The 23,770-nt window shown below is 36.5% G+C and carries 24 protein-coding genes; 17 read left to right on the top strand and 7 right to left on the bottom strand.

Features of this window, described 5'->3' with window-relative positions; all coding sequences use genetic code 11:
• Positions 1-36 precede the first annotated feature (36 nt).
• From lon to MP477_RS06430, 3 genes are all read left to right on the top strand, one after another.
• Complete coding sequence (gene lon / locus MP477_RS06440) at positions 37-2,442, top strand: endopeptidase La (RefSeq protein WP_257189663.1); 2,406 nt, start codon at positions 37-39, stop codon at positions 2,440-2,442.
• Positions 2,443-2,653: 211 nt separating this feature from the next.
• Positions 2,654-3,766: an AI-2E family transporter gene (locus MP477_RS06435; protein WP_230032660.1), complete on the top strand. Its 1,113-nt coding sequence runs from the start codon at positions 2,654-2,656 to the stop codon at positions 3,764-3,766.
• A gap of 162 nt (positions 3,767-3,928) precedes the next feature.
• The gene (locus MP477_RS06430) at positions 3,929-4,306 is read left to right on the top strand and encodes a DoxX family membrane protein (protein ID WP_230032662.1); all 378 of its coding nucleotides are present in this window, start codon (positions 3,929-3,931) and stop codon (positions 4,304-4,306) included.
• A gap of 147 nt (positions 4,307-4,453) precedes the next feature.
• Here MP477_RS06430 and MP477_RS06425 read toward each other — a convergent pair whose 3' ends face one another.
• Complete coding sequence (locus MP477_RS06425; RefSeq protein WP_257189662.1) at positions 4,454-5,812, bottom strand: acyl-CoA dehydrogenase family protein; 1,359 nt, start codon at positions 5,810-5,812, stop codon at positions 4,454-4,456.
• A 207-nt stretch (positions 5,813-6,019) separates the two neighbouring features.
• Here MP477_RS06425 and MP477_RS06420 point away from each other — a divergent pair, with 207 nt between their 5' ends.
• From MP477_RS06420 to MP477_RS06370, 11 genes are all read left to right on the top strand, one after another.
• Entirely contained in the window at positions 6,020-6,928 is a 909-nt protein-coding gene (locus MP477_RS06420) for a DUF4349 domain-containing protein (RefSeq protein WP_257189661.1), read from the top strand.
• 152 nt (positions 6,929-7,080) lie between these two features.
• Positions 7,081-7,953 (top strand): TraB/GumN family protein, encoded by an 873-nt coding sequence (locus MP477_RS06415; RefSeq protein ID WP_257189660.1) that lies wholly within the window; start codon positions 7,081-7,083, stop codon positions 7,951-7,953.
• 24 nt (positions 7,954-7,977) lie between these two features.
• Positions 7,978-8,487 carry an RNA polymerase sigma factor gene (locus MP477_RS06410; RefSeq protein WP_257189659.1) on the top strand — a complete coding sequence of 170 codons (510 nt, stop codon included), beginning with the start codon at positions 7,978-7,980 and terminating at the stop codon, positions 8,485-8,487.
• Complete coding sequence (locus tag MP477_RS06405; RefSeq protein ID WP_257189658.1) at positions 8,477-9,082, top strand: hypothetical protein; 606 nt, start codon at positions 8,477-8,479, stop codon at positions 9,080-9,082. The genes MP477_RS06410 and MP477_RS06405 overlap by 11 nt, the downstream gene beginning before the upstream one ends.
• Before the next feature lie 192 nt (positions 9,083-9,274).
• Positions 9,275-10,915 carry a glucose-6-phosphate isomerase gene (gene pgi, locus MP477_RS06400; protein ID WP_257189657.1) on the top strand — a complete coding sequence of 547 codons (1,641 nt, stop codon included), beginning with the start codon at positions 9,275-9,277 and terminating at the stop codon, positions 10,913-10,915.
• 107 nt (positions 10,916-11,022) lie between these two features.
• Positions 11,023-11,907 carry a bifunctional 5,10-methylenetetrahydrofolate dehydrogenase/5,10-methenyltetrahydrofolate cyclohydrolase gene (locus MP477_RS06395; protein WP_257189655.1) on the top strand — a complete coding sequence of 295 codons (885 nt, stop codon included), beginning with the start codon at positions 11,023-11,025 and terminating at the stop codon, positions 11,905-11,907.
• 8 nt (positions 11,908-11,915) lie between these two features.
• Positions 11,916-12,545 carry a 7-carboxy-7-deazaguanine synthase QueE gene (locus MP477_RS06390; RefSeq protein WP_230032681.1) on the top strand — a complete coding sequence of 210 codons (630 nt, stop codon included), beginning with the start codon at positions 11,916-11,918 and terminating at the stop codon, positions 12,543-12,545.
• Between the two features lie 40 nt (positions 12,546-12,585).
• Positions 12,586-13,956, top strand: a complete 1,371-nt coding sequence (locus tag MP477_RS06385; protein ID WP_257189654.1) for an exopolysaccharide biosynthesis polyprenyl glycosylphosphotransferase — start codon at positions 12,586-12,588, stop codon at positions 13,954-13,956.
• A gap of 102 nt (positions 13,957-14,058) precedes the next feature.
• Positions 14,059-14,811 carry an ABC transporter permease gene (locus MP477_RS06380; RefSeq protein ID WP_230032705.1) on the top strand — a complete coding sequence of 251 codons (753 nt, stop codon included), beginning with the start codon at positions 14,059-14,061 and terminating at the stop codon, positions 14,809-14,811.
• Positions 14,811-15,626 carry an ABC transporter ATP-binding protein gene (locus MP477_RS06375; protein WP_084087006.1) on the top strand — a complete coding sequence of 272 codons (816 nt, stop codon included), beginning with the start codon at positions 14,811-14,813 and terminating at the stop codon, positions 15,624-15,626. Before MP477_RS06380 ends, MP477_RS06375 begins: the two co-directional genes overlap by 1 nt.
• Positions 15,610-16,221 (top strand): porin family protein, encoded by a 612-nt coding sequence (locus tag MP477_RS06370; protein ID WP_257189651.1) that lies wholly within the window; start codon positions 15,610-15,612, stop codon positions 16,219-16,221. Before MP477_RS06375 ends, MP477_RS06370 begins: the two co-directional genes overlap by 17 nt.
• Positions 16,222-16,259: 38 nt before the next feature.
• Here the strand turns inward: MP477_RS06370 and MP477_RS06365 are convergent, their stop codons facing one another.
• Both MP477_RS06365 and MP477_RS06360 read right to left on the bottom strand, forming a co-directional pair.
• Positions 16,260-16,574, bottom strand: a complete 315-nt coding sequence (locus MP477_RS06365) for a hypothetical protein (RefSeq protein ID WP_257189649.1) — start codon at positions 16,572-16,574, stop codon at positions 16,260-16,262.
• 89 nt (positions 16,575-16,663) lie between these two features.
• On the bottom strand, positions 16,664-17,470 hold the full coding sequence (locus tag MP477_RS06360; protein ID WP_230032711.1) for a M48 family metallopeptidase: 807 nt from the start codon (positions 17,468-17,470) through the stop codon (positions 16,664-16,666).
• A gap of 107 nt (positions 17,471-17,577) precedes the next feature.
• Here MP477_RS06360 and MP477_RS06355 point away from each other — a divergent pair, with 107 nt between their 5' ends.
• Positions 17,578-18,123, top strand: coding sequence for a DUF4251 domain-containing protein (locus tag MP477_RS06355; RefSeq protein WP_230032713.1), 546 nt, complete (start codon positions 17,578-17,580; stop codon positions 18,121-18,123).
• A 3-nt stretch (positions 18,124-18,126) separates the two neighbouring features.
• On the opposite strand, the gene meaB is transcribed toward MP477_RS06355, so the two are convergent.
• Positions 18,127-19,113, bottom strand: coding sequence for a methylmalonyl Co-A mutase-associated GTPase MeaB (gene meaB / locus MP477_RS06350; RefSeq protein WP_257189648.1), 987 nt, complete (start codon positions 19,111-19,113; stop codon positions 18,127-18,129).
• A 194-nt stretch (positions 19,114-19,307) separates the two neighbouring features.
• Between meaB and MP477_RS06345 the strand changes: the two genes are divergently transcribed.
• Together MP477_RS06345 and MP477_RS06340 are read left to right on the top strand one after the other, a co-directional pair.
• Positions 19,308-19,595: a cytochrome c gene (locus tag MP477_RS06345; protein ID WP_257189647.1), complete on the top strand. Its 288-nt coding sequence runs from the start codon at positions 19,308-19,310 to the stop codon at positions 19,593-19,595.
• A gap of 21 nt (positions 19,596-19,616) precedes the next feature.
• Positions 19,617-19,904, top strand: a complete 288-nt coding sequence (locus MP477_RS06340; protein ID WP_230032717.1) for a c-type cytochrome — start codon at positions 19,617-19,619, stop codon at positions 19,902-19,904.
• Positions 19,905-20,029: 125 nt separating this feature from the next.
• Here MP477_RS06340 and MP477_RS06335 read toward each other — a convergent pair whose 3' ends face one another.
• From MP477_RS06335 to prfH, 3 genes are all read right to left on the bottom strand, one after another.
• Positions 20,030-22,609 (bottom strand): T9SS-dependent M36 family metallopeptidase, encoded by a 2,580-nt coding sequence (locus tag MP477_RS06335; RefSeq protein ID WP_257189646.1) that lies wholly within the window; start codon positions 22,607-22,609, stop codon positions 20,030-20,032.
• Positions 22,610-22,827: 218 nt separating this feature from the next.
• Positions 22,828-23,007: a hypothetical protein gene (locus MP477_RS06330; protein WP_257189645.1), complete on the bottom strand. Its 180-nt coding sequence runs from the start codon at positions 23,005-23,007 to the stop codon at positions 22,828-22,830.
• Positions 22,994-23,692 carry a peptide chain release factor H gene (prfH, locus tag MP477_RS06325; RefSeq protein WP_257189644.1) on the bottom strand — a complete coding sequence of 233 codons (699 nt, stop codon included), beginning with the start codon at positions 23,690-23,692 and terminating at the stop codon, positions 22,994-22,996. Before prfH ends, MP477_RS06330 begins: the two co-directional genes overlap by 14 nt.
• Positions 23,693-23,770: the final 78 nt, after the last annotated feature.

Below are 23,770 nucleotides of genomic sequence, written 5' to 3'. Positions count from 1 at the left end.
TAAAAACGAAAATGACAATTTGTCATTTGATTGAGTATGACAGAATTTGAAGATATTAGTTTAGAAGAAATGATCAGCGACGGATTTGATATCGTAACTGAGGAAATCAATCTTTCCGACTTTTCGGAAACTGATAAAAATTCCGAACAAAAAATATTCCCTATACTTCCTGTAAGAAATATGGTAATGTTCCCCAATGTGGTAATTCCTATTACTGCAGGGAGAAAAACCTCAATACAACTTCTTGAGGAAGCTCAGAAGAACGGAGATTTTATTGGAATCGTAAGCCAGAAAAATTCGGATCTGGAGCAGCCTACTGAAAAAGATATCTATCTTACCGGAACACTGGCCAAGATCATTAAGATTATAAAATTACCTGAAGGTAATATCACTGCTATTACTAAAGGTTTTCACAGGTTTAAGATTAAAAAAATTGTGGGTCTTCAGCCTTATTTTAAAGCTGAAATTTCAAAATTAAAGGATTCTAAGCCTAAAAATCCTGAAGAATATGAAGCGCTGCTTGAAAACATCAAGGAGCTTGCTTTAAAAATCATCGAATTGGATCCTAACATTCCTAATGCAGCTAATTTTGCAATCAAAAACATTAATAACAATGATGATCTTTTGAATTTCATCTGCACCAACTCCAGTTTTCCTTCTGTGGAAAAACAAAAACTGCTGGAGGAAAAAAGCATGATGCAAAGAGCTAATAAATGCTACGAGCTGATGCATGAGGACTTCAGAAAGCTGGAATTAAGAAGCCAGATCCATCAGAAAACATCCAAAGATCTTGATAAACAACAGAGAGAGTATTTCCTGAACCAACAGATCAGAACAATTCAGGAAGAGCTGGGCGGTGGCCCTGAAAGCGATGTTGAAGACCTCATTGCCAAAGCTAGAACCAAAAAATGGAGCCAGGAAGTGGAAGACCATTTCCAGAAAGAGATCGGCAGGCTTCAACGTCAGAACCCTAATTCTCCGGACTATAATGTTCAGAGAAACTATCTGGATTTCTTCACGGATCTGCCCTGGGAAACTTATACCAAAGATGTTTTTGACATTGCAAAGGCGGAAAAAGTATTGGATAAGGCTCATTTTGGACTGGAAGATATCAAGAAAAGAATCCTGGAGCATATGGCTGTTTTAAAATTAAAAAACAACATGAAATCTCCAATTCTCCTATTGGTAGGGCCTCCGGGAGTAGGTAAAACCTCTTTAGGAAAGTCTATTGCTGATGCCTTAGGAAGAAAATATGTAAGATTATCTCTGGGTGGCCTTCATGATGAAAGTGAAATCCGGGGACACAGAAAAACCTATATTGGAGCAATGGCAGGAAGAATCATCCAGTCTATTAAAAAAGCTGGCACCTCTAACCCTGTGATCGTTCTGGATGAGATGGATAAAATTGCACAGGGCATCCATGGTGACCCTAGTTCAGCATTACTAGAAGTTCTTGATCCTGAACAAAATAAATCTTTCTATGACAATTTCCTTGAGATGGGCTATGATCTATCTAAAGTAATGTTCATTGCAACAGCCAATTCATTATCAACCATACAGAGCCCTCTTTTAGACAGAACAGAAATTATACAGATTGCAGGCTATACACTGGAAGAGAAGATTGAAATTGCAAAAAGACATTTAATTAAGAAACAGCAGGAAGAAAATGGGTTGAATGCCCAGTCGTTTAAACTTGGAAATCCTGAGCTTAAACATATCATAGAGGCTCACACATCAGAAAGTGGTGTAAGAAGTCTGGAGAAAAGAATTGCTTCCATAGCAAGATGGGTGGCATTACAGACTGCTCTGGTAAAAGAGTATGACTCTAAAATCTCATTAGAAAAAGTAGACGAAATTCTTGGTGTTCCAAGACCTAAAAGTCTATCTGAAATCACAGGAGTACCCGGCGTTGTAACAGGTTTAGCGTGGACAAGCGTAGGTGGAGATATTCTTTACATTGAAAGCATCTTAAGCAACGGAAAGGGAACATTAACCATGACCGGAAATCTGGGAACGGTAATGAAAGAGTCTGCAACCATTGCTTTAGAATATATTAAAGCCAGACATGATGAACTGGGAATTCCGCAGGAAGATCTGGATAAGAAAAATATCCACGTCCACGTTCCGGAAGGAGCAACTCCTAAAGACGGGCCATCAGCAGGTATTGCGATGTTAACTTCCATGGTTTCTTCTTTCAAAAACAAAAAGGTAAAACCTCACCTTGCGATGACGGGAGAAATTACACTAAGAGGAAAGGTTCTTCCTGTGGGAGGAATTAAAGAGAAGCTTCTTGCTGCTACCAGAGCTGGAATTAAAGATGTCATTCTTTGTGATGCCAACAGAAAAGATGTGGAAGAGATCAAAAAGGACTATTTAAAAAATCTGAAAGTTCATTATGTCAGCAGAATGGAAGAGGTCATAGACATCGCTATTGAAAAATAATTAGTAACATATCAACTCTCAATAAAGAAACACGTTCCGGGATATCCGGGGCGTGTTTCTGTTTTATCTTAAAATCAGTAAAAAATACATCCAACTTTCATTTTGATGGAATAAAATTTGCTCCGCTAAAAATAAAACTCAAGTTGATGATTAAATAATTTCTCAATTCGGTGGGTTTTCTTATTTTTAATCCATACGCATATTTTAAATTATGAATTTTCTTAGACTCCCTTTCCTTATCAAGCTCACTCTTGTAGTAGTTTCCATTATTGGTATTGGCTATCTGCTGGCACTAGGACAGAGTATTCTAGCCCCTTTTTTCTTTGCATTCCTGATGGCGATGCTTTTTTTACCGTTGGCTACTTTCATGGAAAGAAAGCTAAGATTTCCAAGGTCAGTCTCTACCATGACCTCTGTTTTTATTATGTTATTCATTTTAAGCGGTATCATCTATTTTTTTAGCACCCAACTGTCTGATTTCAGCAAAGATCTTCCCCACCTCAGAGAACAGTTTACAACGTTGTTCAATAATCTACAGCATTGGGTTTCTAAAACATTTAATGTGAAAGTAGATGAGCAGGTAGACTATATCAATCAGGGACTGAACAAGCTTTTATCTTCTTCCGGAGCCATTTTAGGTTTTACATTTGGAATATTTTCAACAGGATTTGGGTTTATTCTATTTTTCACGCTATTCTTTATCTTCATTTTAAATTACCGAAGACTTTTAAATAATTTTATAGTTACTGTTTTCAATGAGAGACATAAGAGCAGCGTGCAGGAAGCCGTCACAGAAATTCGTGTAATGACCAAAAAATATATTTTCGGGCTCTTCCTTCAGGTTATTATCGTATCGACGCTTACGTCCATTGTTCTTACTATTTTAGGGGTGAAATATGCCATCCTGTTGGCTGTCCTGACAGGTCTGCTTAATGTTATTCCCTATCTTGGAATCTTCATTTCTCTTGTCATATCCTGTTTTATTGCTTTTGCCACCTCTACTCCATCTACCTGTATTTATGTTATTATCGGCTATATTGGTGTACATGCTGTGGATGGAAACATCGTTTTGCCATTCGTAGTGGGTTCAAAAGTAAAAATCAATGCGCTATTTTCTTTTATTGGAATTCTTTTAGGAGAACACCTTTGGGGAATAGCGGGGATGTTTTTGTGTATTCCTGCCATTGCCATCATTAAAATCATCTGTGAAAAAGTAGATGATTTAAAACCTTGGGGAAAGTTGCTTGGAGAAGAACAGAAACCTAATAAAAAGAAGAAGAGCTATAAAATTTCAAAGAATATTACCCTCGAGGAAATGGATTAGATATTCGTGCAAGGCCATGAACAATGCGCAGTATTAAAACGCGGATATGGCTTACATCAACACATATCAATAATGAAAATTAAACATAGAAATTGTATTTTTTATGAAAAATAAATAAACAAGTATCATATTTGTTTTACATTTGATATAAAATTATCAATTATGAAAATCGTAAAATTCATTTTCTGTCTTTTGTTTGCACTTACATTTATTAATGCTGGTTTAAACAAGTTTTTCCAGTATGCTCCCATGCCTAAAATGACGGATGAGCAAATGAAAATATATGCTGCCTTCACTGAAATCGGTTGGCTGATGCCTTTGGTGGGGGTTGTAGAAATTGTTGGAGGTATATTATTTATTTTTCCAAAAACCAGAGCATTGGGCGCTATTATCATATTGCCTGTTATGATAGGGATATTTCTTCAGAATGTATACAGAGACCCATCCCAAATGGGGATAGGAATGTCTGTTGTCTTACTTTTAATCAACTTATGGGTAATTCTTGACAATAAAGAGAAATACAGGAATTTAATCAGTTAATAATTAGGTTGCAGGTGACAGATAATAGGAGATCACTATAGCACATGTGCTTCAAAATTTACGGTGATTAAAAACACCAAATCATGAAATCCATGTTATTTTACAAGCTGTCAGCTGCAACCTGTTCTACCATCTGCCACTTATATCCTATACAAATGCACTGAATCCTGTAATCGAACGTCCTACGATGAGCGAGTTTATTTCTTTTGTTCCTTCATAAGAATAAATAGCTTCTGCATCTGCAACAAATCGAGCTACATCATATTCCAGCAAGATTCCGTTTCCACCCATTACTTCTCTTGCTCTGGACACAATATCTCTTGTTCTAAGGGTACAGAAAACTTTAGCTAAGGATGCATGTTCATCTTTTAAAATCCCTTCATCCTGCATTTCAGATAACCTGAAAACCATAGTCTGCATCGCAGTAAGGTTGGATAACATTTCCACCAGATGTCCCTGAATCATCTGAAATGAAGCAATAGGCTTTCCAAACTGCTCTCTTTTTCGGGTATAATCCAAAGCACTCTCATAGGCACCTCTTGCGCAGCCTGTAGCCATCCAGGCCACTCCTGCCCTGGTCATCCGAAGTACTTTTCCGGTATCTTTAAATGAGTTGGCATTCTGAAGCCTGTTTTCTTCAGTTACCAAACAGTCTTTTAAAGTAATAAGGCCATTCTGAACAATTCTTAAGGCCATTTTTCCTTTAATCTTTTCTACAGAGAATCCGGGATTATCTTTTTCCACGATGAACCCTTTTACTTCTCCGCTATCCAAATCTCTTGCCCAGATAATGATAATATCTGCAAATGTTGCATTTCCAATCCATTTTTTCTGTCCGTTAAGAATCCAGCCATCAGCTGTTTTCCTGCAGGTTACGGTAAGACCTCCTGCGGCTCCGGATCCTACTTCGGGTTCTGTAAGCCCAAAAGCTCCTATCTTTTCAAATTTCTGCATTTGGGGGAGCCATTTCTGTTTTTGCTCTTCCGAACCGCAGATGTAAATAGAACCCATTGCCAACCCGGACTGTACTCCAAAAAAAGTAGCAATTGATGCATCTACTCTAGCCATTTCCATAGCAATAACACCTTCCATCAAAAAAGGCATTCCCGGACAGCCATACCCTTCGTAGGTAACGCCACAGATATCAAGTTTCTGAAATTTAGGAATCAGTTCGAAAGGAAATTCATCCCTCAGCCAATAATGGTTCACCAGAGGTTTCACTTCTTTTTCCATAAAAGCCCTTACTTTAAGCTGTATCTCCCGCTGTTCAGGAGTTAAGGTATGGTAGATATCATAAAAATCACCATCAATAGGTGGCAGCTCTTTCTTTTTCTTATCCGAATCCAGCATTTTCATAAGCCCGGCAAGCTGTTTATCATCCAGCTTTGAAAAATTTTGCATCAGTTTTGGTAAATCCACTTTTTTAGAGATTGTACTCAATTGATCAAAATCTATGGAAGTGAATAGCCCTATCGCGTTTCTTATTTTGGAAAAAGTATTTGACATAATGGTTTTTTGTGAATTTGGTTTGTAAAAGATAAGCAAAAATTACTCCGAAAAAAAATAACAGATATTGAATAGTTTTTACAAAATACTTAAAATCAATATATTATACCGGAATATTTTCTTTACAAGCTTTTTACTTCAGTTTTTCAAGCATTACAAAAGATCCTGCCCCAAATTTGACCTAAGCAAAACATTAAAACCCACACTATGAAAACTACTTACATTACATTATCGCTATCTGCAGCTCTTTTACTAGGATCCTATTCATGTAAAAAAGGAGAGGTAGCTTCTACAGATCTTGAAGCCTATGGCACTACAGATTCCGCAGCAACCATTGTATCGGACAGCATCTCAACAGTCGCTACGATGAAAGTAAAAGATAAGCAGTTCATCAAAACTGCAGATATTAATATGGAGGTAAAAGATGTTTATAGTACAACGATCTCTATCGAAAAATCAGTTCAGGATCTTGGAGGATTTGTAACTAAGAGCAATCTTCAAAGTAATGTCATTTCGGAAAATACTTATAATACATCTGATGAAGAAGCTATGCTTGTTAAAAAATATCAGACAGAAAACAGGATGCTGGTACGTGTTCCTACCGAAAAGTTAGGAGAACTTCTGACATTGATTAATAACAGCAAGCTATTCCTTAATTCCAGATCTGTTAACGCAGAAGATATTACAGCCAGCATTAAATATGCGGAAATGGAAAGTAAAAGAAACCAAAAAACATCCGAAAACATCAGCCAGCTGAAAACAAATAAGGATAAAGTAAAGCTTGACGACGAAAATATGACAGAAGGAAATATCCAGAAACTGACCAGTATGGATACAGCCGATAATCTGAAGTACAGTACTGTTGATATTTACATCAAAGAACCCAAATTACGCATCGCAGAAATAGCTGTTACCAATACCAATAGCATTGACAATAAATATAAAATCAATTTTATAGATCAGGTGAAAGACGGTTTTGTGTATGGATTTTATCTGATTCAGAATATTATAATAGCTCTTATCAACGTTTGGCCACTCTTATTAATTGCAGGTGCAATCATTTATTTTTTCAGAAAAAGAAAAACAGCAAAGCATGAGCAATCAAAAATCTCATAATAAAAAAACACCTAACCAATTGGTTATCAACATAATTTTAGATTTTACAACCTCCTTTTTTAGGGAGGTTTTTATTTTTTGCAAAAAAAAACTGTAACGATTCTAATATCCAATTTACCTACTGTTTAAAGAATAAGAAAAAAATTAATAATATGAAAAATTTAGTAAAACTTGGATTTGCAGCTTTATTATCAATGAGTCCTATTGCTGCAACAGCACAAAATAAAGATGCCGGCAATAACAGTCTGCTTTGGGAAATTTCAGGAAATGGTCTTTCAAAGCCATCTTATATAGCCGGAACTTTTCATATCTTATGCAGCAAGGATTTTGAAATAAAACCCAAGGTATTGAAAGCTCTTCAGAAGTCTGACAATTTTGTCATGGAGATCAATTATACAGATCCTGCTGAAATAAAATCACTACAAAAAATGTATCAGACAGATAAAAAAATATCAGATCAGCTTTCTCCGTATGAAGCTAAAGAACTGAATGCAATTCTGGCTGATTATGGGACAGATCTAAAAAGCATAGACTCATCAAGTCCACAAGCGCTTTATGCACTACTTTCTACTAAAGCAATACCATGTCCCCAGACTGAAATAAAGCTCTATGAAATAGAACTTCTTCAGAAGGCAATAAAAGATAAAAAAACGATCAGAGGTCTTGAAAAGGTAGAGGATCAGATGAAAAGCATTAATGAAGCTTATAATCTGAGAAGTACAATCACCCAACTAAAAATGGGCAAGGAATATGAAATTCTTTTTAAAAAGATGATAGAAGCTTTTAAAAATGAAGATGTACAATTACTTTATAGTCTTTTTAAGGATGAAAGATTTATGAATACCCAGCAGGAAAAAGCAATGCTTACCAACAGAAATCAAAACTGGGTAAAAGCAATGCCTGAAATAATGAAAAACCAAAGTTCTTTATTTGCTGTGGGCGGATCTCATCTTATGGGTGAAAATGGCATCATCCCTCTCCTGCAGTCAAAAGGATATACCGTAAAACCTGTATCCAGCTTATAACGACAACCAAACCATGAAACTATTGTGAGCAATCCAACTGAAACAGCTTTTTTAAAGCTTATCAACCAGCACAAGGGTATTTTATATAAAGCATCCCGCATCTATGCTGATTCTATGGAGGACCGGGAAGATCTGCAGCAGGAGATTCTTATCCAGCTATGGAAATCTTATCAAAACTTCAAAGGAAACAGTGAATTCTCAACATGGATGTACCGCGTCGCCATCAATACCTCCATTACCTACTTAAAAAAAGAAAAACAGAGAGCCACTGCCTATACAGACCCATCTCATCATTTTGAAGTAGCACAGGAGGACTACAACCCGGCAAAGGATAAGCAGCTGGAAATTTTTTACAGTGCCGTGCAGGAACTCAACCCGTTGGAAAAAGCCGTCATATTTTATTTCATGGAAGGGATGTCTCATAAGGAAATCGGAAGCAATCTGGGGCTCAGTGAAGGTAATGCGCGTGTAAAACTCAACAGAACAAAAGAAAAAATACAGCAAATCATAAAAAAATCAGGTTATGAATTTTGATCAATTAAAAGAACAATGGAATAGTGAAGGCGATAATGTCGAAATTCCAGATACTATAGAAAAGCTAAAAGAAAGCAAACATCCTGTTTCAAAGATCCAGAAAAACATGAAAAAGGAATTCCCATTGCAGGTGATTGCCATTATCCTCATTGGTTTTTTTCCTCTTCAACTGGAATTCCCATCTTCGCAATACATCATCTATTATATATCTTATACAATGATGATTGTTATATCTTCTTATTACCTCTATGGATTTTATAAGTTTTATAAACAAACTGAATTATATACAGGTAATACTAAAAACAGCCTCTGGAAAATATACCATGAACTGCGGTTGAATATGGAAAGATACCAGTCTTTCGGATTCTTATTATTGCCACATTTTCTTATTACCCTTGGTTTGGAAATCTACAACCTTTTGGAAAAAAAGGGAAAAGCACTGTCTGAACTTAGCAATTCATATCAGCAAGCCTTAATAATAGCCGTATTACTGGGAACCATTTCCATGGTTGTAAGTATTGTTTTATGGACAAAATATATCTATGGGCGCAATGCGAAACAACTGGAAAATATCCTGAATGAAATGGATGAATAAAATAACCCAACCTTTTTTAGGCCTAAAAAGACAAAGCCCCGGATCCTATCTGAGGCTTTGTTCTTTAAAAAAATGTTATTTCTCATCTTCAAATTTATTTGAGGTTTTATTTTTCCTTAAATTTGCAGATCAGAAATAAAGTCTTATGAATTTTTATAAATCTTATTCTCTGAACTCTAATTCCCGAAAAATATGCTATCAAAAATAAATCCTATACAAACTAACAGCTGGAAAGCTCTTGATGAACATTTCGCAGGAAACGATTTTGACCTGAGAAGCCTTTTCCAGTATAACCCGAATCGTTTTTCAGAATTCTCTTTACAAAAGGATAATTATCTTTTTGATTATTCTAAAAACTTAATTGATTCAAGAACAAAAGAACTTCTGTTACAGCTGGCCGAAGAATGCCAGTTGAAAGAAGCGGTTTCAAAAATGTTCTCTGGTGATAAAATCAATGAAACAGAAGGAAGAGCGGTATTGCATACAGCGTTGAGAGATTTTTCTGAACGCGAAATTCTTGTAGACGGTGAAAATATCAAACCACAGATCAAAAGAGTTCTTAACCATATGAAAGCTTTCTCCGAAAAAATCATATCCGGAGAACACAAGGGTTTCAGTGGAAAAGAGATTACAGATGTGGTGAATATCGGAATTGGTGGTTCAGACTTAGGACCTGTCATGGTATGTTCTGCTTTAAAGCACTTTAAAACCAGACTGGATGTACATTTTGTTTCCAATGTAGATGGCAATCATATAGCAGAGGTCGTTAAAAAATTAAATCCTGAAACCACTTTGTTCATCATTGCATCCAAGACCTTTACGACTCAGGAAACGATGACGAATGCCAATTCAGCAAAAGACTGGTTCCTGAAAGCTGGAAAACAGGAAGATGTAGCAAAACACTTTGTAGCCTTATCTACCAACATTGAGGAAGTAAAAAAATTCGGAATTGCAGAAGAAAATATTTTTGAATTCTGGGATTGGGTAGGCGGAAGATATTCCCTTTGGAGTGCCATCGGATTAAGTATTGTACTTGCTGTAGGATACGAAAATTTCGAACAGCTTTTAAAAGGAGCTTTTGATACTGACCAACACTTCCAAACTGCAGACTTCTCTGAAAACGTTCCGGTTTTAATGGGGCTTTTAGGAATCTGGTACCGTAATTTCTATGCCGCAACCAGCTATGCTATTCTGCCATACTCTCAGTATTTAGACAGGTTTGCAGCTTATCTTCAACAAGGAGATATGGAAAGCAACGGAAAATGCGTAGACAGAAACGGAGAATTTGTAGAATATGAAACAGGCCCAATTATCTGGGGAGAGCCGGGAACAAACGGGCAACACGCTTTTTACCAGCTGATCCACCAGGGTACTGAATTGATTCCTGCAGACTTTATTGCATATGCAAAAAGTGCCAATGAGGTTTCTGATCACCAGGAAAAATTGCTGGCCAACTTCTTTGCACAAACAGAAGCCCTCGCTTTTGGTAAAACTGAAGAAGAAGTAGAACAAGAGCTTGTCAATGCCGGGAAATCCGATGAGGAGATAGACCGACTGTTGAACTTTAAGGTCTTCCATGGAAATACACCTACTAACTCTATGATATTTAAAGAATTAACTCCTTTTTCACTAGGACAGCTTATTGCGATGTATGAGCATAAGATTTTTGTTCAGGGAGTGATCTGGAATATTTTCAGCTTTGATCAATTTGGAGTGGAATTAGGTAAAGTGTTAGCCAATAAGATTCTTCCGGAACTGGAGAGCAATGAGCCAATAAGCTCGCATGACAGCTCTACCAACGGATTAATTAATTATTATAAAGAAAATAAATAGTCCATAAAAGGAAGGTTCTGGAGAAATGATGTAGAAAAAGAGGGAGCTGATGAATTTCAGGATATCGTTGTATTCAATAAAATCTAAATAAAGTAAAAAAAGTAAAAATGGCAGAAATTCTTGACGGACTTAAAGTATCCAAAGAAATAAAAGCAGAGATCAAGGTTGAAGTAGACAAGATCCTTGAAAGCAAAAGAAGAGCACCACACTTGGTAGCAATTCTTGTTGGAAACAACGGGGCAAGCAAGGCTTATGTGAATGCTAAAGTAAAAGACTGCGAAGAAGTAGGATTTCAATCCAGCTTAATTAAATTTCCAAGTACAGTTTCTGAATCTGAATTGCTGGAAAAAATCGATGAACTGAATAAATCTAAGGCAGTAGACGGATTTATCGTTCAGCTACCTTTACCAGACCAGGTTGATCAGGAAAAAATTATCAATGCAATTGACCCAAGAAAAGATGTAGACGGATTCCATCCTGAAAACTTTGGAAAGATGGCTTTGGAAATGGATACTTTCTTACCGGCTACCCCTTTCGGAATCTTAACATTACTGGAGAGATACAATATTGAAACTAAAGGAAAAGACTGTGTAATTATCGGAAGAAGTAAAATTGTGGGAAGACCAATGAGTATTCTAATGGGAAGAAAAGATTTCCCTGGAAACTCTACTGTTACCCTTACCCACTCTTACACGAAAGATATTGAAGAGTATACTAAAAAAGCAGACATTGTGATCACCGCTTTGGGAGATCCACATTTCTTAAAAGGAGAAATGATCAAAGAGGGTGCTGTTATTGTTGATGTAGGAATTACAAGAGTAGATGATGATTCTCCAAAAGGATATTATCTGGCAGGTGATGTAGATTTTGACAGCTGTGCTGCTAAGGCAAGCTGGATCACTCCGGTTCCTGGAGGAGTAGGCCCTATGACAAGAGCAATGTTAATGAAAAACACCATTATTGCTTACAAAACTTCGGTCTATAACGACTAATTTTAAAAATGAATAAAGAAGAAGATATTTTATTAAAAGAAGGTAAAATGCTCCCTGTAATGGAGCATTTTTACACTTTACAGGGCGAAGGTGCCCATACTGGGAAAGCCGCCTATTTTATCAGGTTGGGAGGCTGTGACGTAGGATGCCACTGGTGTGATGTAAAAGAAAGCTGGGATCCTGAGCTTCATCCTCTGATGAATGCCACAGAGATTGCAGAAACAGCGGCTAAACACTGCAAGACAGTTGTTCTTACAGGAGGAGAACCCCTAATGTGGAACTTGGAGATCCTTACCTCCAAACTAAAGGAATTAGGATGTACCATTCATATTGAAACTTCAGGAGCATATCCTATGAGCGGACATTTGGATTGGATTACTCTTTCTCCAAAGAAAACAGGGCTCCCAAAAGAAGAAATTTATCAAAAGGCTCATGAGCTTAAAGTCATCATTTTCAATAACAACGACTTTAAATTTGCTGAAGAACAGGCTGCAAAAGTTTCTGATCAGTGTAGGCTATACCTTCAAAGCGAATGGAGCAAAAGAAATGATATGTATCCTAAAATTACAGATTTTATTCTGGAGCACCCGGAATGGCAGGCCTCTGTTCAGACCCATAAATACCTGAATATTCCGTAAAAATACGTAAATTAGCTAGCCATTCTGTTAAAATCATTAGATGCAGAGAATTCGATACTCTAGATACCTGAAATCGATTATTATTTTGCTTGACCTTATGGTTATTGCATCTATTTTTATATTTTTTTTTATAAGCAGAAACGAAAGTTTAAAATACCATAAGGAAACCTGGTATCAGAATATTTTTTCTCTGATTTTGTTATTTTTGTTCTGGGTGCTTTTAAGCGGTAGGACAAAAATTTACAATATTCCAAGGAATCTGACCTATACCCTTTTCCTTGAACGTCTTTTCATCCATTTCCTTTTTTTTATACTGGGGGTTCTGCTTATTGGAAAAGTAAGTAAAAATGTTTTTTTCAATTCAGACATTTACTGGCTTTCGTTTTACCTTTTGGCTTTTATTTTTCTGGCAAAATCGATCATTTATTTTACCATTAAATATTTCCGTTCACTGGGGATCAACTATAGAAATGTAATGTTTCTTGGAAACAACGATTCTACAGGCATTCTAAAAAATATATTTGAGGCCAGAAAAGATTATGGATACCGGATATTTGAATATGAATATGCAGATATAAATACAGATGAACTCGTTAGTTTCTGGAAAAAAAATGGAATACATACCTTATTTTTATCTACAGAAAATTCATTTAACGAAAATACGGAGACAAAAATTTTCAAACTGGCAGAAGACCATAAGGTACATATCTCATTGATTCCGAGTATAATACAAAGTGACTTTTTTCTTTATGATCTCGGATATATCCAGACCCAGCCCGTTCTTAACCAGGCAAGATATCCATTAGATTATTACTCTAATTTCCTGGTGAAAAGAACCTTTGATATTGCTTTTTCCATAATTATACTAGGTTTATTCTGCTCCTGGGCATTTCCTATTATTGCTATTTTAATAAAAGCCACTTCTAAGGGGCCGGTTTTCTTTATACAGAAAAGATATGGCTTCCATGAAGAAGTCTTTAATTGTTTAAAGTTCAGGACTATGGTTCCTAATGACGAATCTGCTACCCGCACGACCCGGGAAAATGATTCGAGAATCACTAAAATCGGTAAGTTTCTGAGAAAAACCAGTCTGGATGAGCTTCCACAGTTCATTAATGTATTGAAGGGAGAAATGTCTGTGGTGGGTCCACGTCCTCATATGCTGGCTGTAGATAATTATTATAAACCAAAAATCGGAAGATACAGCTTAAGAAGTATGGTGAATCCGGGAATTACAGGTCTTGCGCAGGTAAGCGGTTTGCGGGGTGATTTCGGAGATGTGGAAGTAGAAATGAAAAAGCGGGTTCTGGCAGATGCATTCTATGTCAGAAACTGGAGTTTCGTATTGGATATGGTTATTATTTTAAAAACAGTATTACTGGTTATAGGTGGGGACAAAAATGCAAAATAAGGCTTACAGCATAATAAAAAAGTTTTAATTTTAACACTTATCCGGGCTCCAGTCTTGGTATCAACCTTAGCCCAATTCAATAAAAAAGTCTAATTTAGCGCTATGTTAAAAAAGTTTTTCACAGCAGTAGGCGAATACATGATTCTACTGGGTAAATCCTTGCAGAAACCTCAGAAAATGAAGGTTTTCTGGAAGCTGTTCATGAGAGAAATTAATGATTTAGGGGTCAATTCTTTTGGCCTTGTGATCTTCACTTCTATATTCGTAGGGGCAGTAGTTGCCATTCAGATGTTCAACAACTTCGATGCATCTTCGTTCCCTATTCCTCCATCCTTTGTAGGGTATGCCACAAAGGCAGTACTTGTTTTAGAGTTTGCACCTACTATTATCAGTTTAATTCTGGCAGGCAAGGTAGGTTCTTATATCGCCTCCAGTATTGGAACAATGAGGGTTTCCGAGCAAATTGATGCGTTGGACATTATGGGAGTTAATTCACCTAATTTTTTAATTCTTCCTAAAATTATTGCCTGTATGCTTTTTAATCCCCTTCTTATCGCCATCAGTATCGTATTTGGTATTGGCGGAGGATATATTGCAGGGATATTAACAGGAAACTGGACAGAAAACGACTATATTATCGGAATTCAAATGTATATGCCTAATCTCTTTATATACTATGCATTTAGCAAAACCATAGTTTTTGCTTTCATCATTGCTACCGTTCCTTCTTACTTCGGATATAATGTGAAAGGTGGATCTCTGGAAGTAGGGAGAGCCAGCACACAGGCTGTGGTATGGACAATGGTATTTATTATCATTTCGGAATTAATTTTAACCCAATTAATATTAAGCTAATGATTGAGGTAAAAGATCTTAAGAAAAGTTTTGGAGATGTTGAAGTACTTAAGGGAATTTCAACGTCATTTGATAAAGGAAAGGTAAACTTAATCATTGGGCAAAGTGGCTCCGGGAAAACAGTTTTTCTTAAAAGTCTGTTGAATGTTTATATGCCGTCATCCGGGGAAATCTTATTTGACGGAAGGAATGTCAATACCATGACAAGAGATGAAAAACAACATCTCCGTTCTGAAATTGGAACGGTATTCCAGGGAAGTGCCTTATTTGATTCTTTAACTGTAGAAGAGAATATTATGTTTCCATTGGATATGTTTACCAATCTTACGTATAGAGAGAAAAAGAAAAGGGTTTTTGAGGTAATAGGCAGGGTTCATCTTGATAAAGCTGATAAAAAATATCCATCTGAAATTTCAGGGGGAATGCAGAAAAGGGTAGCCATTGCAAGAGCTATTGTCAACAATCCCAAATATTTATTCTGTGATGAACCCAATTCGGGGTTAGATCCATATACTTCCAAGATCATTGATGATCTTCTCTATGAAATCACCAAGGAATATAATACAACAACCATCATCAATACACACGATATGAACTCTGTAATGACGATTGGCGAGAAAATTGTATACCTGAGATTAGGGATCAAAGAGTGGGAAGGAAATAAAGATATCCTGATCACTGCAGGCAATAAAAATCTGATCGATTTCGTTTATTCTTCAGAACTGTTTAAAGAGCTGCGAGAATATCTGCTTGAAAATAATAAAACAATTGAAAATACAAATACAAAAATAGACGATAATGAAAAAGGTACTTAGTATAGCATTAATAGGGTTTTCAATGTGGGCTTCAGCACAGATTTCACTGGCTGGTAAAGCCAATTTAATATTTCCTACAGGCTCTCCTTCATGGTCAAACATCAAAGGAACGGTGAATGATGCTATTGAAGGAACAGGAAAAAATAATGTAGGTTTCAATGTGGGACTTTCCCTAAAAGTAGGTCTGCCTACTTCATTATTTGTAATGCCTGAAATCTATTATACACACTTCAAAAATGAGTTCACCACAGAGAACACAACTTTTGACGTAAAAAGCAACCGTGTAGACGTTCCGGTTCTTTTAGGTTATAATCTTTTAGGAAATATGCTGGGGGTATTTGTAGGTCCGGTAGGAAGTTTCAATTTGAGCAAGGATAATACTTATAATGACTTCAAAGAAAATTCCAAAAATGATTTTACAGTAGGATACCAGTTTGGAGCACAGCTTGAAATCAAAAAACTGATTGTCAATGCAAGATATGAAGGAGCATTCAGTAAGGATGAAAGAAATTTCATCAATAAGGTTTCAGGATCTGAAATCAGATATGACAACAGACCTAACTTATTTATGGTAGGTTTAGGGTATAAATTTTAATCAACTATCGAAAATAACAACTTGTAAATCCTCAAATTTTATATTTGAGGATTTTTATTCTGACTTTCTTCAAGCTCAGCCTGTCTTTTAGCAATCTCAGCAGCCTGTTTTTCAAGGTCTTCTTTATCCTTTTGCAGCTGCTTGAATTCTTTTTTCTTTTGCTCTGCCTTTATAGCACTTCCTTTACTTAGGTAGCCTACCATCCCTCCAATGATCAATCCTATTCCAACCCCTGCCATTACCCCCATAATGTGGGAAATTTTAATCTGCTCTACGGCAAAATCAGTAGTTAAATAAAAAAGTAATGCGGAAACAGCTAAAAGTATAAGTCCGGTAATTGATAAACTCTTCATAATATTGTGTTTAGGTGGTTAATTAAAAAAGCCTTACCAAATTTACTAAAAATTTAATAAGGCTTACTCAAGATTAAAATTCTATATGATTATATTTTCCCTCCTGCAGCCTTATAATACTCTAAAGCTTTAGGAAGATCCTTATTAATATCTGAAATTCTGGTTTCCGGATTCGGGTGTGTAGATAGGAATTCCGGCTGTCTGTTTCCTGAAGCTGAGGCTTCCATTCTATTCCAGAATGGGATAGCAGCTCTCGGATCATATCCTGCCATAGACATCAGGTAAAGCCCCATTTCATCGGCTTCAGACTCCTGCCCTCTTCCGTATTTCAATAAAGCAACCTGAGATCCGATAGGATAGACCTTTTCGAAAACACCCGCCCATTGTGCATTGGAAATTGTTCCTCCTAAAATAGCGCCTCCGTATTGAGCTACCATAGCCTGAGAAATTCTTTCATTTCCGTGTCCTGCCAATGCGTGGGAAACTTCGTGCCCCATTACTACAGCAAGTCCGTTATCATCTTTCGTTACCGGCAAAATCCCTGTATAAACAGCTACTTTACCTCCTGGCATACACCATGCATTCAACTCACTACTCTGCAAAAGATTAAATTCCCAGTTATAATTGGCAAGATCTGCTGATCTTCCAATGCTCTGGTAATATCTCTCCGCTGCGTTTTTAATTCTACTTCCAACATTGGCTACTTTCTTTGCATCTGCCGTACCGGTAATCACTTTACCTTTAGACAATGTCGTTCTGTATTCCTGTGCAGACATTGTTAAAATTTCCGAGTTGTTGGCCAACTGTAACGATGATCTCCCGGTAATCGGGTTCGTGGTACAGGCAACAGCCGACAGAGCAATAGCTCCTATTCCAAATAGATGTGTAACTTTCATAGTTTGAGTGTTAATAATTCAACCTTAACAATTTTTATTCCAAAACAGTATGAAAAAAATATATTTGCATACATTTTGCTATTTAAAATTAATAATTTAATTCGATCATGAAAAAGTTTATTTCTTTCTTATTTGCTTTTGGACTGTTGTTCTTTTTTCAGAACTGTGCTTCTCAAGGTTCAGCAGATCCAAAAACAGTAGAAACTTTAGTAGATTCACAGGAGTTTACATTCTATGCACAAAGGGCAAATGCTACAAACTATGATGTGATCAACATTATGAATTCAATGCCGAATTCCACAGCTACAAGAATGCTGAATCTGAATGGGGATTACACGATTGATCTCAGTAAAAATAATATGGTAGTCGTTCTTCCTTATTTTGGAAGAGCATTTAGCCCTAATTACGGAAATCCCGATCAGAATAGTTACCGGTTTACTTCAAAAGATTTTACCGTAAAGAAATCACAAACTAAAAAAGGAAAATGGGTGCTAAAGATCAAGCCTAATGACGTAAGTAATGTTAACGAAATCAATATTGAGATCTTTAAAAATGGCAAAGCATTTGTTTCTATAGGAAGCAATGACAGACAGCCGATTACCTACGATGGATATATTGGAAAAACTGAGATAAAAAAAGATAAGGAAAACTAGTCTTTATTTATCTTTAGATAAAAACATTTCTACAAATAACTTTGCTTCAGTGCTTGGACTTGAAACCATCTCTGAAGCATTTTTTTTGTGCATAGTATAAGCTTCTTCCATAGCCTCATTCTTTTTCATCAGAGCTAAAATATATTCCTGAACCCAATATTCGAATCGTTTTTCAGCCTGAAGGATGCGGATTTCTTCAAACCGTCCACTTTTTTTCTTCAGATCAATAAATTCAGTAATGGTATCGTATATTTCTTTTAATCCTTCGTTATGCAGAGCAGACCCCAGCAAAACAGGGATTTTCCAATCCTTTTCTTTAGGAGGAATAAAATCCAAAGCTCTTTTTAATTCTAATCTGGTATTTTTGGCTTTCTGAAAATTATCCTGATCTACTTTATTAATAAAGATAAGATCTACCATTTCCATGATCCCTCGTTTTATTCCCTGAAGCTCATCTCCTCCGCCGATAATTTTAAGAAACAGAAAAACATCTGTAATATCTGCAACCAATACTTCAGATTGTCCTACTCCAACAGTTTCAATCAATATGTAATCATAACCTGCAGCTTCGCAGATCATCATCGTTTCAAAAGTTGTATTGGCAACTCCTCCTAAGAATCCAGAGCTTGGGGAAGGACGGATGAAAGCATTTTCTTCTTTTGCAAGCTCTTCCATCCGGGTTTTATCTCCCAAAATACTTCCTTTGTTAATAGAGGAACTAGGATCAATGGCTAAGACAGCAACTTTTTTACCCTCAGCGATAACCAATCTCCCGAAATTTTCAATAAAAGTAGACTTCCCGGCACCAGGCACTCCTGTAACCCCTACTCTAACAGACTTTCCTGTAAAAGGCATTATCTTTTTCAGAAGTTCTTCTGCCTGCACTCTATGTTCTGCCTTTTTACTTTCAACCAAGGTAATAGCTTTTGCAATCAGGCGTTTGTTTCCTGATTGTATTCCTTCTATTAAGTCTTCTGTAGAAAATTTCATTGGTTCAAAAATAATTAATTAAATGGGAATAGCCAATAATTAATGGGCAATGATCAAGCAGAAACGAGGTATCATTTTATCAATACCTATTTCCTGTCTGTTTTAATTTTTATTTCTTCTAAATTAAAACAGCAACACGCCTTATCATGGGCTTAGAGAATTTATTACATTTGTTATGTATCAAAAAAAGAAATATGAAAAAACTCATCGCTGTGGCGTCATTTACTTCCATTTTATGGGCTTCTTGTACACCAAAAGCGGCTACGGCTACTGCCGGATCTTCAACCTCAACAGCAGAACAAATTGCCCAGGGGAAAACGATTTTTGAAAATTCATGTGCAAAATGTCATAAATTACCTGATCCCACGTCTCACAATCCTGTACAATGGGTAGGCATTATGAATTCTATGGCCCCAAAAGCAAAGTTAAATGATGATCAACACCAATGGGTTTACGATTATATCATTTCTGTGAAAAAATAATCACCAAACAAAAATATGGCTATGAAAAAAATGATTTTAAGTGGTATTGCAGCTTCGGCACTTCTGATGTCCTGCGGACCTAAAAGTACGGCTGTAACGGGACCTAAATATACCTCAGCTGAACAGCTGGCCCAAGGAAAAACAATTTTTGAAAACTCCTGTGCAAAGTGTCATCAGTTACCTGAACCGACAAAGCACGACAATGAGGGATGGATAAAAACCTTAAGCAGGATGGCTCCGAAAGCTAAACTGAATGATGACCAGCATCAAATGGTGTATGATTATCTGATTTCCGTAAATAAAAAATGAATTGTCACTTAATTCAATAAGGGAGTTGAAAACAACTATCCTCAGATTGAAGGTTAAGAAAAGATAAAAAGGCCAATTCCACTTGTGATGAAACGGCCTTTTTTATTATTCTGGAAAGATAACTTTTATCTTACAATAAGTTTTTCAGTCTGAGATTTATCTCCCTGCTGAATATAAACCATATATATCCCTTTCTGGAGGCCTTTTGTAGAAACAGCTTTTTTCGATGCAGATTCTCTGGAATCGGAAAATACCAGTTTTCCGGACATGTCAAACATTTTAATCTTAACTTCTTTAGATGACTTATCTATATTTCCTACAAAGAACTCATCATAAGTCGGATTAGGGAATATAATCAGTTTGTTATCTGCTGCTTTAGTTTCCTGAGTCGCCAAAGCAGTGTTGCATTCCGCAGGAACCGTAAAGTCTTCTACTTGGTCATTGGCCAGAGTATTACTTCCGGCAGAAGCATTTACCCCTAGTCCTCTTTTGGCAAATGCATTCCAGATCATGCACTTATCTGCTCCTGCATTTCCTACTACATCAGCCTGCAGAATGGCATCTCTACCATCAACAAATGAAGGGTTACATGCCTGAAGTTTAAGAGCATCTACTACAATCTGTAAAGCCTTTGCATTCCCAGAGGTGGGGCTAGCCATCACATCACTGTTATACCCATACTTTTCAATATATTTCCATGTAAGATCCCAAAGCATTGTTGCCCAGATAAATCCTATTGCATGTGACCCCGAAACAGTATTAGTCCTTCCATAAGTATAATTATTTATAGAAAAATCAGGAGAATATTTCGCTAATCTGATTCCGGTCCCTGCAGCATCCTGTCCGCTGCTATACGTACCTATTGATCTTGCCAGAGCAGACGTATCCCCCGGTCTTGTCGTAAGCATTAAAGCAAAATAATCAGACCATCCTTCCCCCATCTGTTCAGCAGAATTTAGACAACTATATCCTTGCCCTGTTAATCTATTTGAAATACCATGTCCATACTCATGAGCAACAATTCCATTATCCAAGCTCGAATGTTTAAAACCACTATAATCAAAATTTAAGGTAGCATTGATTGCTGTCCCGGCTGTAATTTGACTAACAAGATATTGCCCTTCAGTTTTTCCTACCATAATAGAAGGAATGGTAATCGTATTATCGGGTGTTGCTATTCCCATTCCTATCGGCGTATCGCTTGATGGATGATACTGAATAACCCCTACTGCCCCTGCATTTTGTAAATTTTTTGTTTTCAAAGAAAAACCACACCCTGCTGCAGTTACAACACCTATTTTTCCGGCCATACTTCCTGCAGCAACTGTTGTGCATGCATTGGCAGGTATAGAAACAGCCAGGTCGCCTGTCACAGATTGTCCACCAAATAAAAGTGAACCAAATGCAGCCCCTTCTGTCAGTACTTTAGGGCGGCTTGCAATATTTGCAGGTGAATTATATTGATATCTTGAAATAGGATCTGCCGCTGTTTGCTTCCTATCCCAAAGGTACATTTGCATAACCGGCGCATCGAGATAAGTTTGTCCTCCAATGACAGTTTCATATCCTGGATAGAAATTCGCATTATTAAGTCCACTTCCATCAAAAGCTTCTGCATTTACTGCATCATTCTGTATCCCACCTTTGCCAAAGTTATTGGTTTGATAGTTTCTTGCTGCTTCTGTAAATCCAAATTTATAGAATGTGTCGTGCATCTTATTATTCACATAAAATAAATTGGTGATGGCTGCATCTCTGTAAGCGAAAGGATTATCATATCTGCCATCTGCAAAAGGAAAATTGAAATTCAGTCCACTTCCTCCATCGGGAGAATATCCCGGAACATTAGCATTATCCTGGTCGGAATAAGCATACACATTATTACCTCTGGTGTTGGTATAACTGTTTACTCCATCGGAGTGCCATCCTTCAGGAGATGCCGTCAAGTTCCAGGGATTGTTAACAACCGCACGGGCACCAAATGTGGGAGCTTCTACCGGAAGCGGAAAAATATTGTAAGAAGCATCAGTGGGCAGCAGCAAATTGGCTGTTGCAGTTGGCGTATTTTCTTCAACATCTGCTGGTAAGTGCTCCAAAAGATTTAATCTCTCATCAGATTTTTGATGTATATTAGAATTATCTTCAAAATCGCAACTGAGTGTCATATTATTTTTACTCAGTATTTCACCGGTACTGGCATCAGCGATCACATGCCAGACATTCGGAGAATTCTTATCCGAAACAAATAGTTCTTTTGAAAGGATGTATACATTGTTTTTTTCAAAGTATACATCGGCCAGATAATCTACTTTGGAAATCTTCTCTAATCCAAGCTTCTGCTGTAGAGCTTCTTCTCTGAACCTCTCCTGTACTTTACCCTGTTTAGCTACAACCAGATTTCTGCTGAAATCATTTTTTTCAGAGATAATTTTACCTTCTTTAATGATAACTTTCCCCAAAGCATTATAAATCCTCAGCCCATTATAGGTTTGTTGTACATTTACAATATTGGCCCTTAAACTTTCGGAAACATCTTCATTGAGTATAATGACTCCAATCTTCTCCTGACTGGAGTTTTTTTGAGCCAATTGCCCACTTTTTTGATAATAGTCCTGAATTTGTTTTGTAGAATTTTGAGCATGTATACTGCCAAAAGCAAAAAACACCGCCATTGAAATTGGCATCAAAAATAGTTTTTTATTCATGTTTTTGTTTTTAAAATATCAAATCTAAATAACATAAGCACAAAAAACTAAAAAACATTATTAAAAAATCAAAAATGCAAACTTATTGTGTGTTTTCCAATCTTTTAGTTTTTTTATTTAACCATTCAAAAGATTTTGCATTATAAAATTAACTTTCAATATTAAAAACAATTTCTATTACTGAAAGCTTATCCTTCTAATTGTAAAGAGTTTATAAGTTAATCATCCTTTCCCGGCAATCTGGTTTTAGGCATTTTACTTTTAATAAATTTCTCTTTGTCTTCTATCATTTCAACCATACTTCTAAGCGCATAGTTCAGAGCTTCCATACATTCAGAAAGATTGTATGGAAAATAGTCTAACGCTTCAAAATAATATTTACTTTTAGTTAAGGTCATTTTTATAATTTTTCAGTTCATTTTTTAGAATATTTCTTTCTTTTTTGAAAGAGGTATCCTTATAATTTTTCTTAAAGTCTGTCCCGGAAAATGTGCGGACAGGATTTCCGCGCTGTACCTGAAGATGCTGAGTCCATGTCTCCTGTACTCTTCTTTCCAGCTCCTGAATATACACTCCCATTACCTTTTCTTTTAACCTAAGGACTGACCGTTTTTTATTTTCCAGCTGTGAACGTGAATCCTGTACAAATACGGCTTGTCCTGTCGGCATATGGGTAGCACGAACAGCTGTATTCACTTTGTTTACATTCTGACCGCCACTTCCCTGGCTTCTTGTTGTCTGAAACTGGATATCTTTTTCATTGAAGTCAATTTTTTTCAGGTTTTCCAGTTCAAAAATTCCAATAAACCAATTGCTTCTTTTATGCAGTTTTCTGAATGTACTTTTCCCCATCCAGCAGATACTTCCTAACCAGCCTTTCAAAAAATCATTAATTTCTTTTCCTTTTAAGAGCAGGGTTACCGATTTTAGGGTCAGGTTTTCATCACCGTTTTCACGATGAATAATTTCATAGTCTATTGTATGTTGCTTTATTTCTTCAAGAAATATTTTCAATACTTTAGCAACTACCCACTGGCATTCTAAAGGTCCTCTTCCTGAAGTTATTTGTATTAATTTTTCCATTGTTTATTTATTGAAAGCTGTTGGTTTACAGCTAACAGTCAAGTTTTCTCAACTGTCAGCAATAAACCATAAGCTTAA

This window comes from Chryseobacterium sp. WG23, from assembly GCF_024586575.1.
In the GTDB taxonomy this organism is placed as follows: Bacteria; Bacteroidota; Bacteroidia; order Flavobacteriales; family Weeksellaceae; genus Chryseobacterium.
This window is presented reverse-complemented; position numbering and strand designations above follow the sequence as displayed.

Excerpts from the sequence above, each read along its gene's own strand:
- MP477_RS06435 (WP_230032660.1), top strand. The coding sequence starts at position 2,654 with ATGAATTTTCTTAGACTCCCTTTCCTTATCAAGCTCACTCTTGTAGTA.
- MP477_RS06425 (WP_257189662.1), bottom strand. The coding sequence starts at position 5,812 with ATGTCAAATACTTTTTCCAAAATAAGAAACGCGATAGGGCTATTCACT.
- lon (WP_257189663.1), top strand. The coding sequence starts at position 37 with ATGACAGAATTTGAAGATATTAGTTTAGAAGAAATGATCAGCGACGGA.
- meaB (WP_257189648.1), bottom strand. The coding sequence starts at position 19,113 with ATGAAATTTTCTACAGAAGACTTAATAGAAGGAATACAATCAGGAAAC.
- MP477_RS06385 (WP_257189654.1), top strand. The coding sequence starts at position 12,586 with ATGCAGAGAATTCGATACTCTAGATACCTGAAATCGATTATTATTTTG.
- MP477_RS06405 (WP_257189658.1), top strand. The coding sequence starts at position 8,477 with ATGAATTTTGATCAATTAAAAGAACAATGGAATAGTGAAGGCGATAAT.
- MP477_RS06335 (WP_257189646.1), bottom strand. The coding sequence starts at position 22,609 with ATGAATAAAAAACTATTTTTGATGCCAATTTCAATGGCGGTGTTTTTT.
- MP477_RS06430 (WP_230032662.1), top strand. The coding sequence starts at position 3,929 with ATGAAAATCGTAAAATTCATTTTCTGTCTTTTGTTTGCACTTACATTT.
- pgi (WP_257189657.1), top strand. The coding sequence starts at position 9,275 with ATGCTATCAAAAATAAATCCTATACAAACTAACAGCTGGAAAGCTCTT.
- MP477_RS06330 (WP_257189645.1), bottom strand. The coding sequence starts at position 23,007 with ATGACCTTAACTAAAAGTAAATATTATTTTGAAGCGTTAGACTATTTT.
- MP477_RS06375 (WP_084087006.1), top strand. The coding sequence starts at position 14,811 with ATGATTGAGGTAAAAGATCTTAAGAAAAGTTTTGGAGATGTTGAAGTA.
- MP477_RS06390 (WP_230032681.1), top strand. The coding sequence starts at position 11,916 with ATGAATAAAGAAGAAGATATTTTATTAAAAGAAGGTAAAATGCTCCCT.
- MP477_RS06420 (WP_257189661.1), top strand. The coding sequence starts at position 6,020 with ATGAAAACTACTTACATTACATTATCGCTATCTGCAGCTCTTTTACTA.
- MP477_RS06380 (WP_230032705.1), top strand. The coding sequence starts at position 14,059 with ATGTTAAAAAAGTTTTTCACAGCAGTAGGCGAATACATGATTCTACTG.
- MP477_RS06370 (WP_257189651.1), top strand. The coding sequence starts at position 15,610 with ATGAAAAAGGTACTTAGTATAGCATTAATAGGGTTTTCAATGTGGGCT.
- MP477_RS06395 (WP_257189655.1), top strand. The coding sequence starts at position 11,023 with ATGGCAGAAATTCTTGACGGACTTAAAGTATCCAAAGAAATAAAAGCA.
- MP477_RS06360 (WP_230032711.1), bottom strand. The coding sequence starts at position 17,470 with ATGAAAGTTACACATCTATTTGGAATAGGAGCTATTGCTCTGTCGGCT.
- MP477_RS06415 (WP_257189660.1), top strand. The coding sequence starts at position 7,081 with ATGAAAAATTTAGTAAAACTTGGATTTGCAGCTTTATTATCAATGAGT.
- MP477_RS06355 (WP_230032713.1), top strand. The coding sequence starts at position 17,578 with ATGAAAAAGTTTATTTCTTTCTTATTTGCTTTTGGACTGTTGTTCTTT.
- MP477_RS06345 (WP_257189647.1), top strand. The coding sequence starts at position 19,308 with ATGAAAAAACTCATCGCTGTGGCGTCATTTACTTCCATTTTATGGGCT.
- MP477_RS06365 (WP_257189649.1), bottom strand. The coding sequence starts at position 16,574 with ATGAAGAGTTTATCAATTACCGGACTTATACTTTTAGCTGTTTCCGCA.
- prfH (WP_257189644.1), bottom strand. The coding sequence starts at position 23,692 with ATGGAAAAATTAATACAAATAACTTCAGGAAGAGGACCTTTAGAATGC.
- MP477_RS06340 (WP_230032717.1), top strand. The coding sequence starts at position 19,617 with ATGAAAAAAATGATTTTAAGTGGTATTGCAGCTTCGGCACTTCTGATG.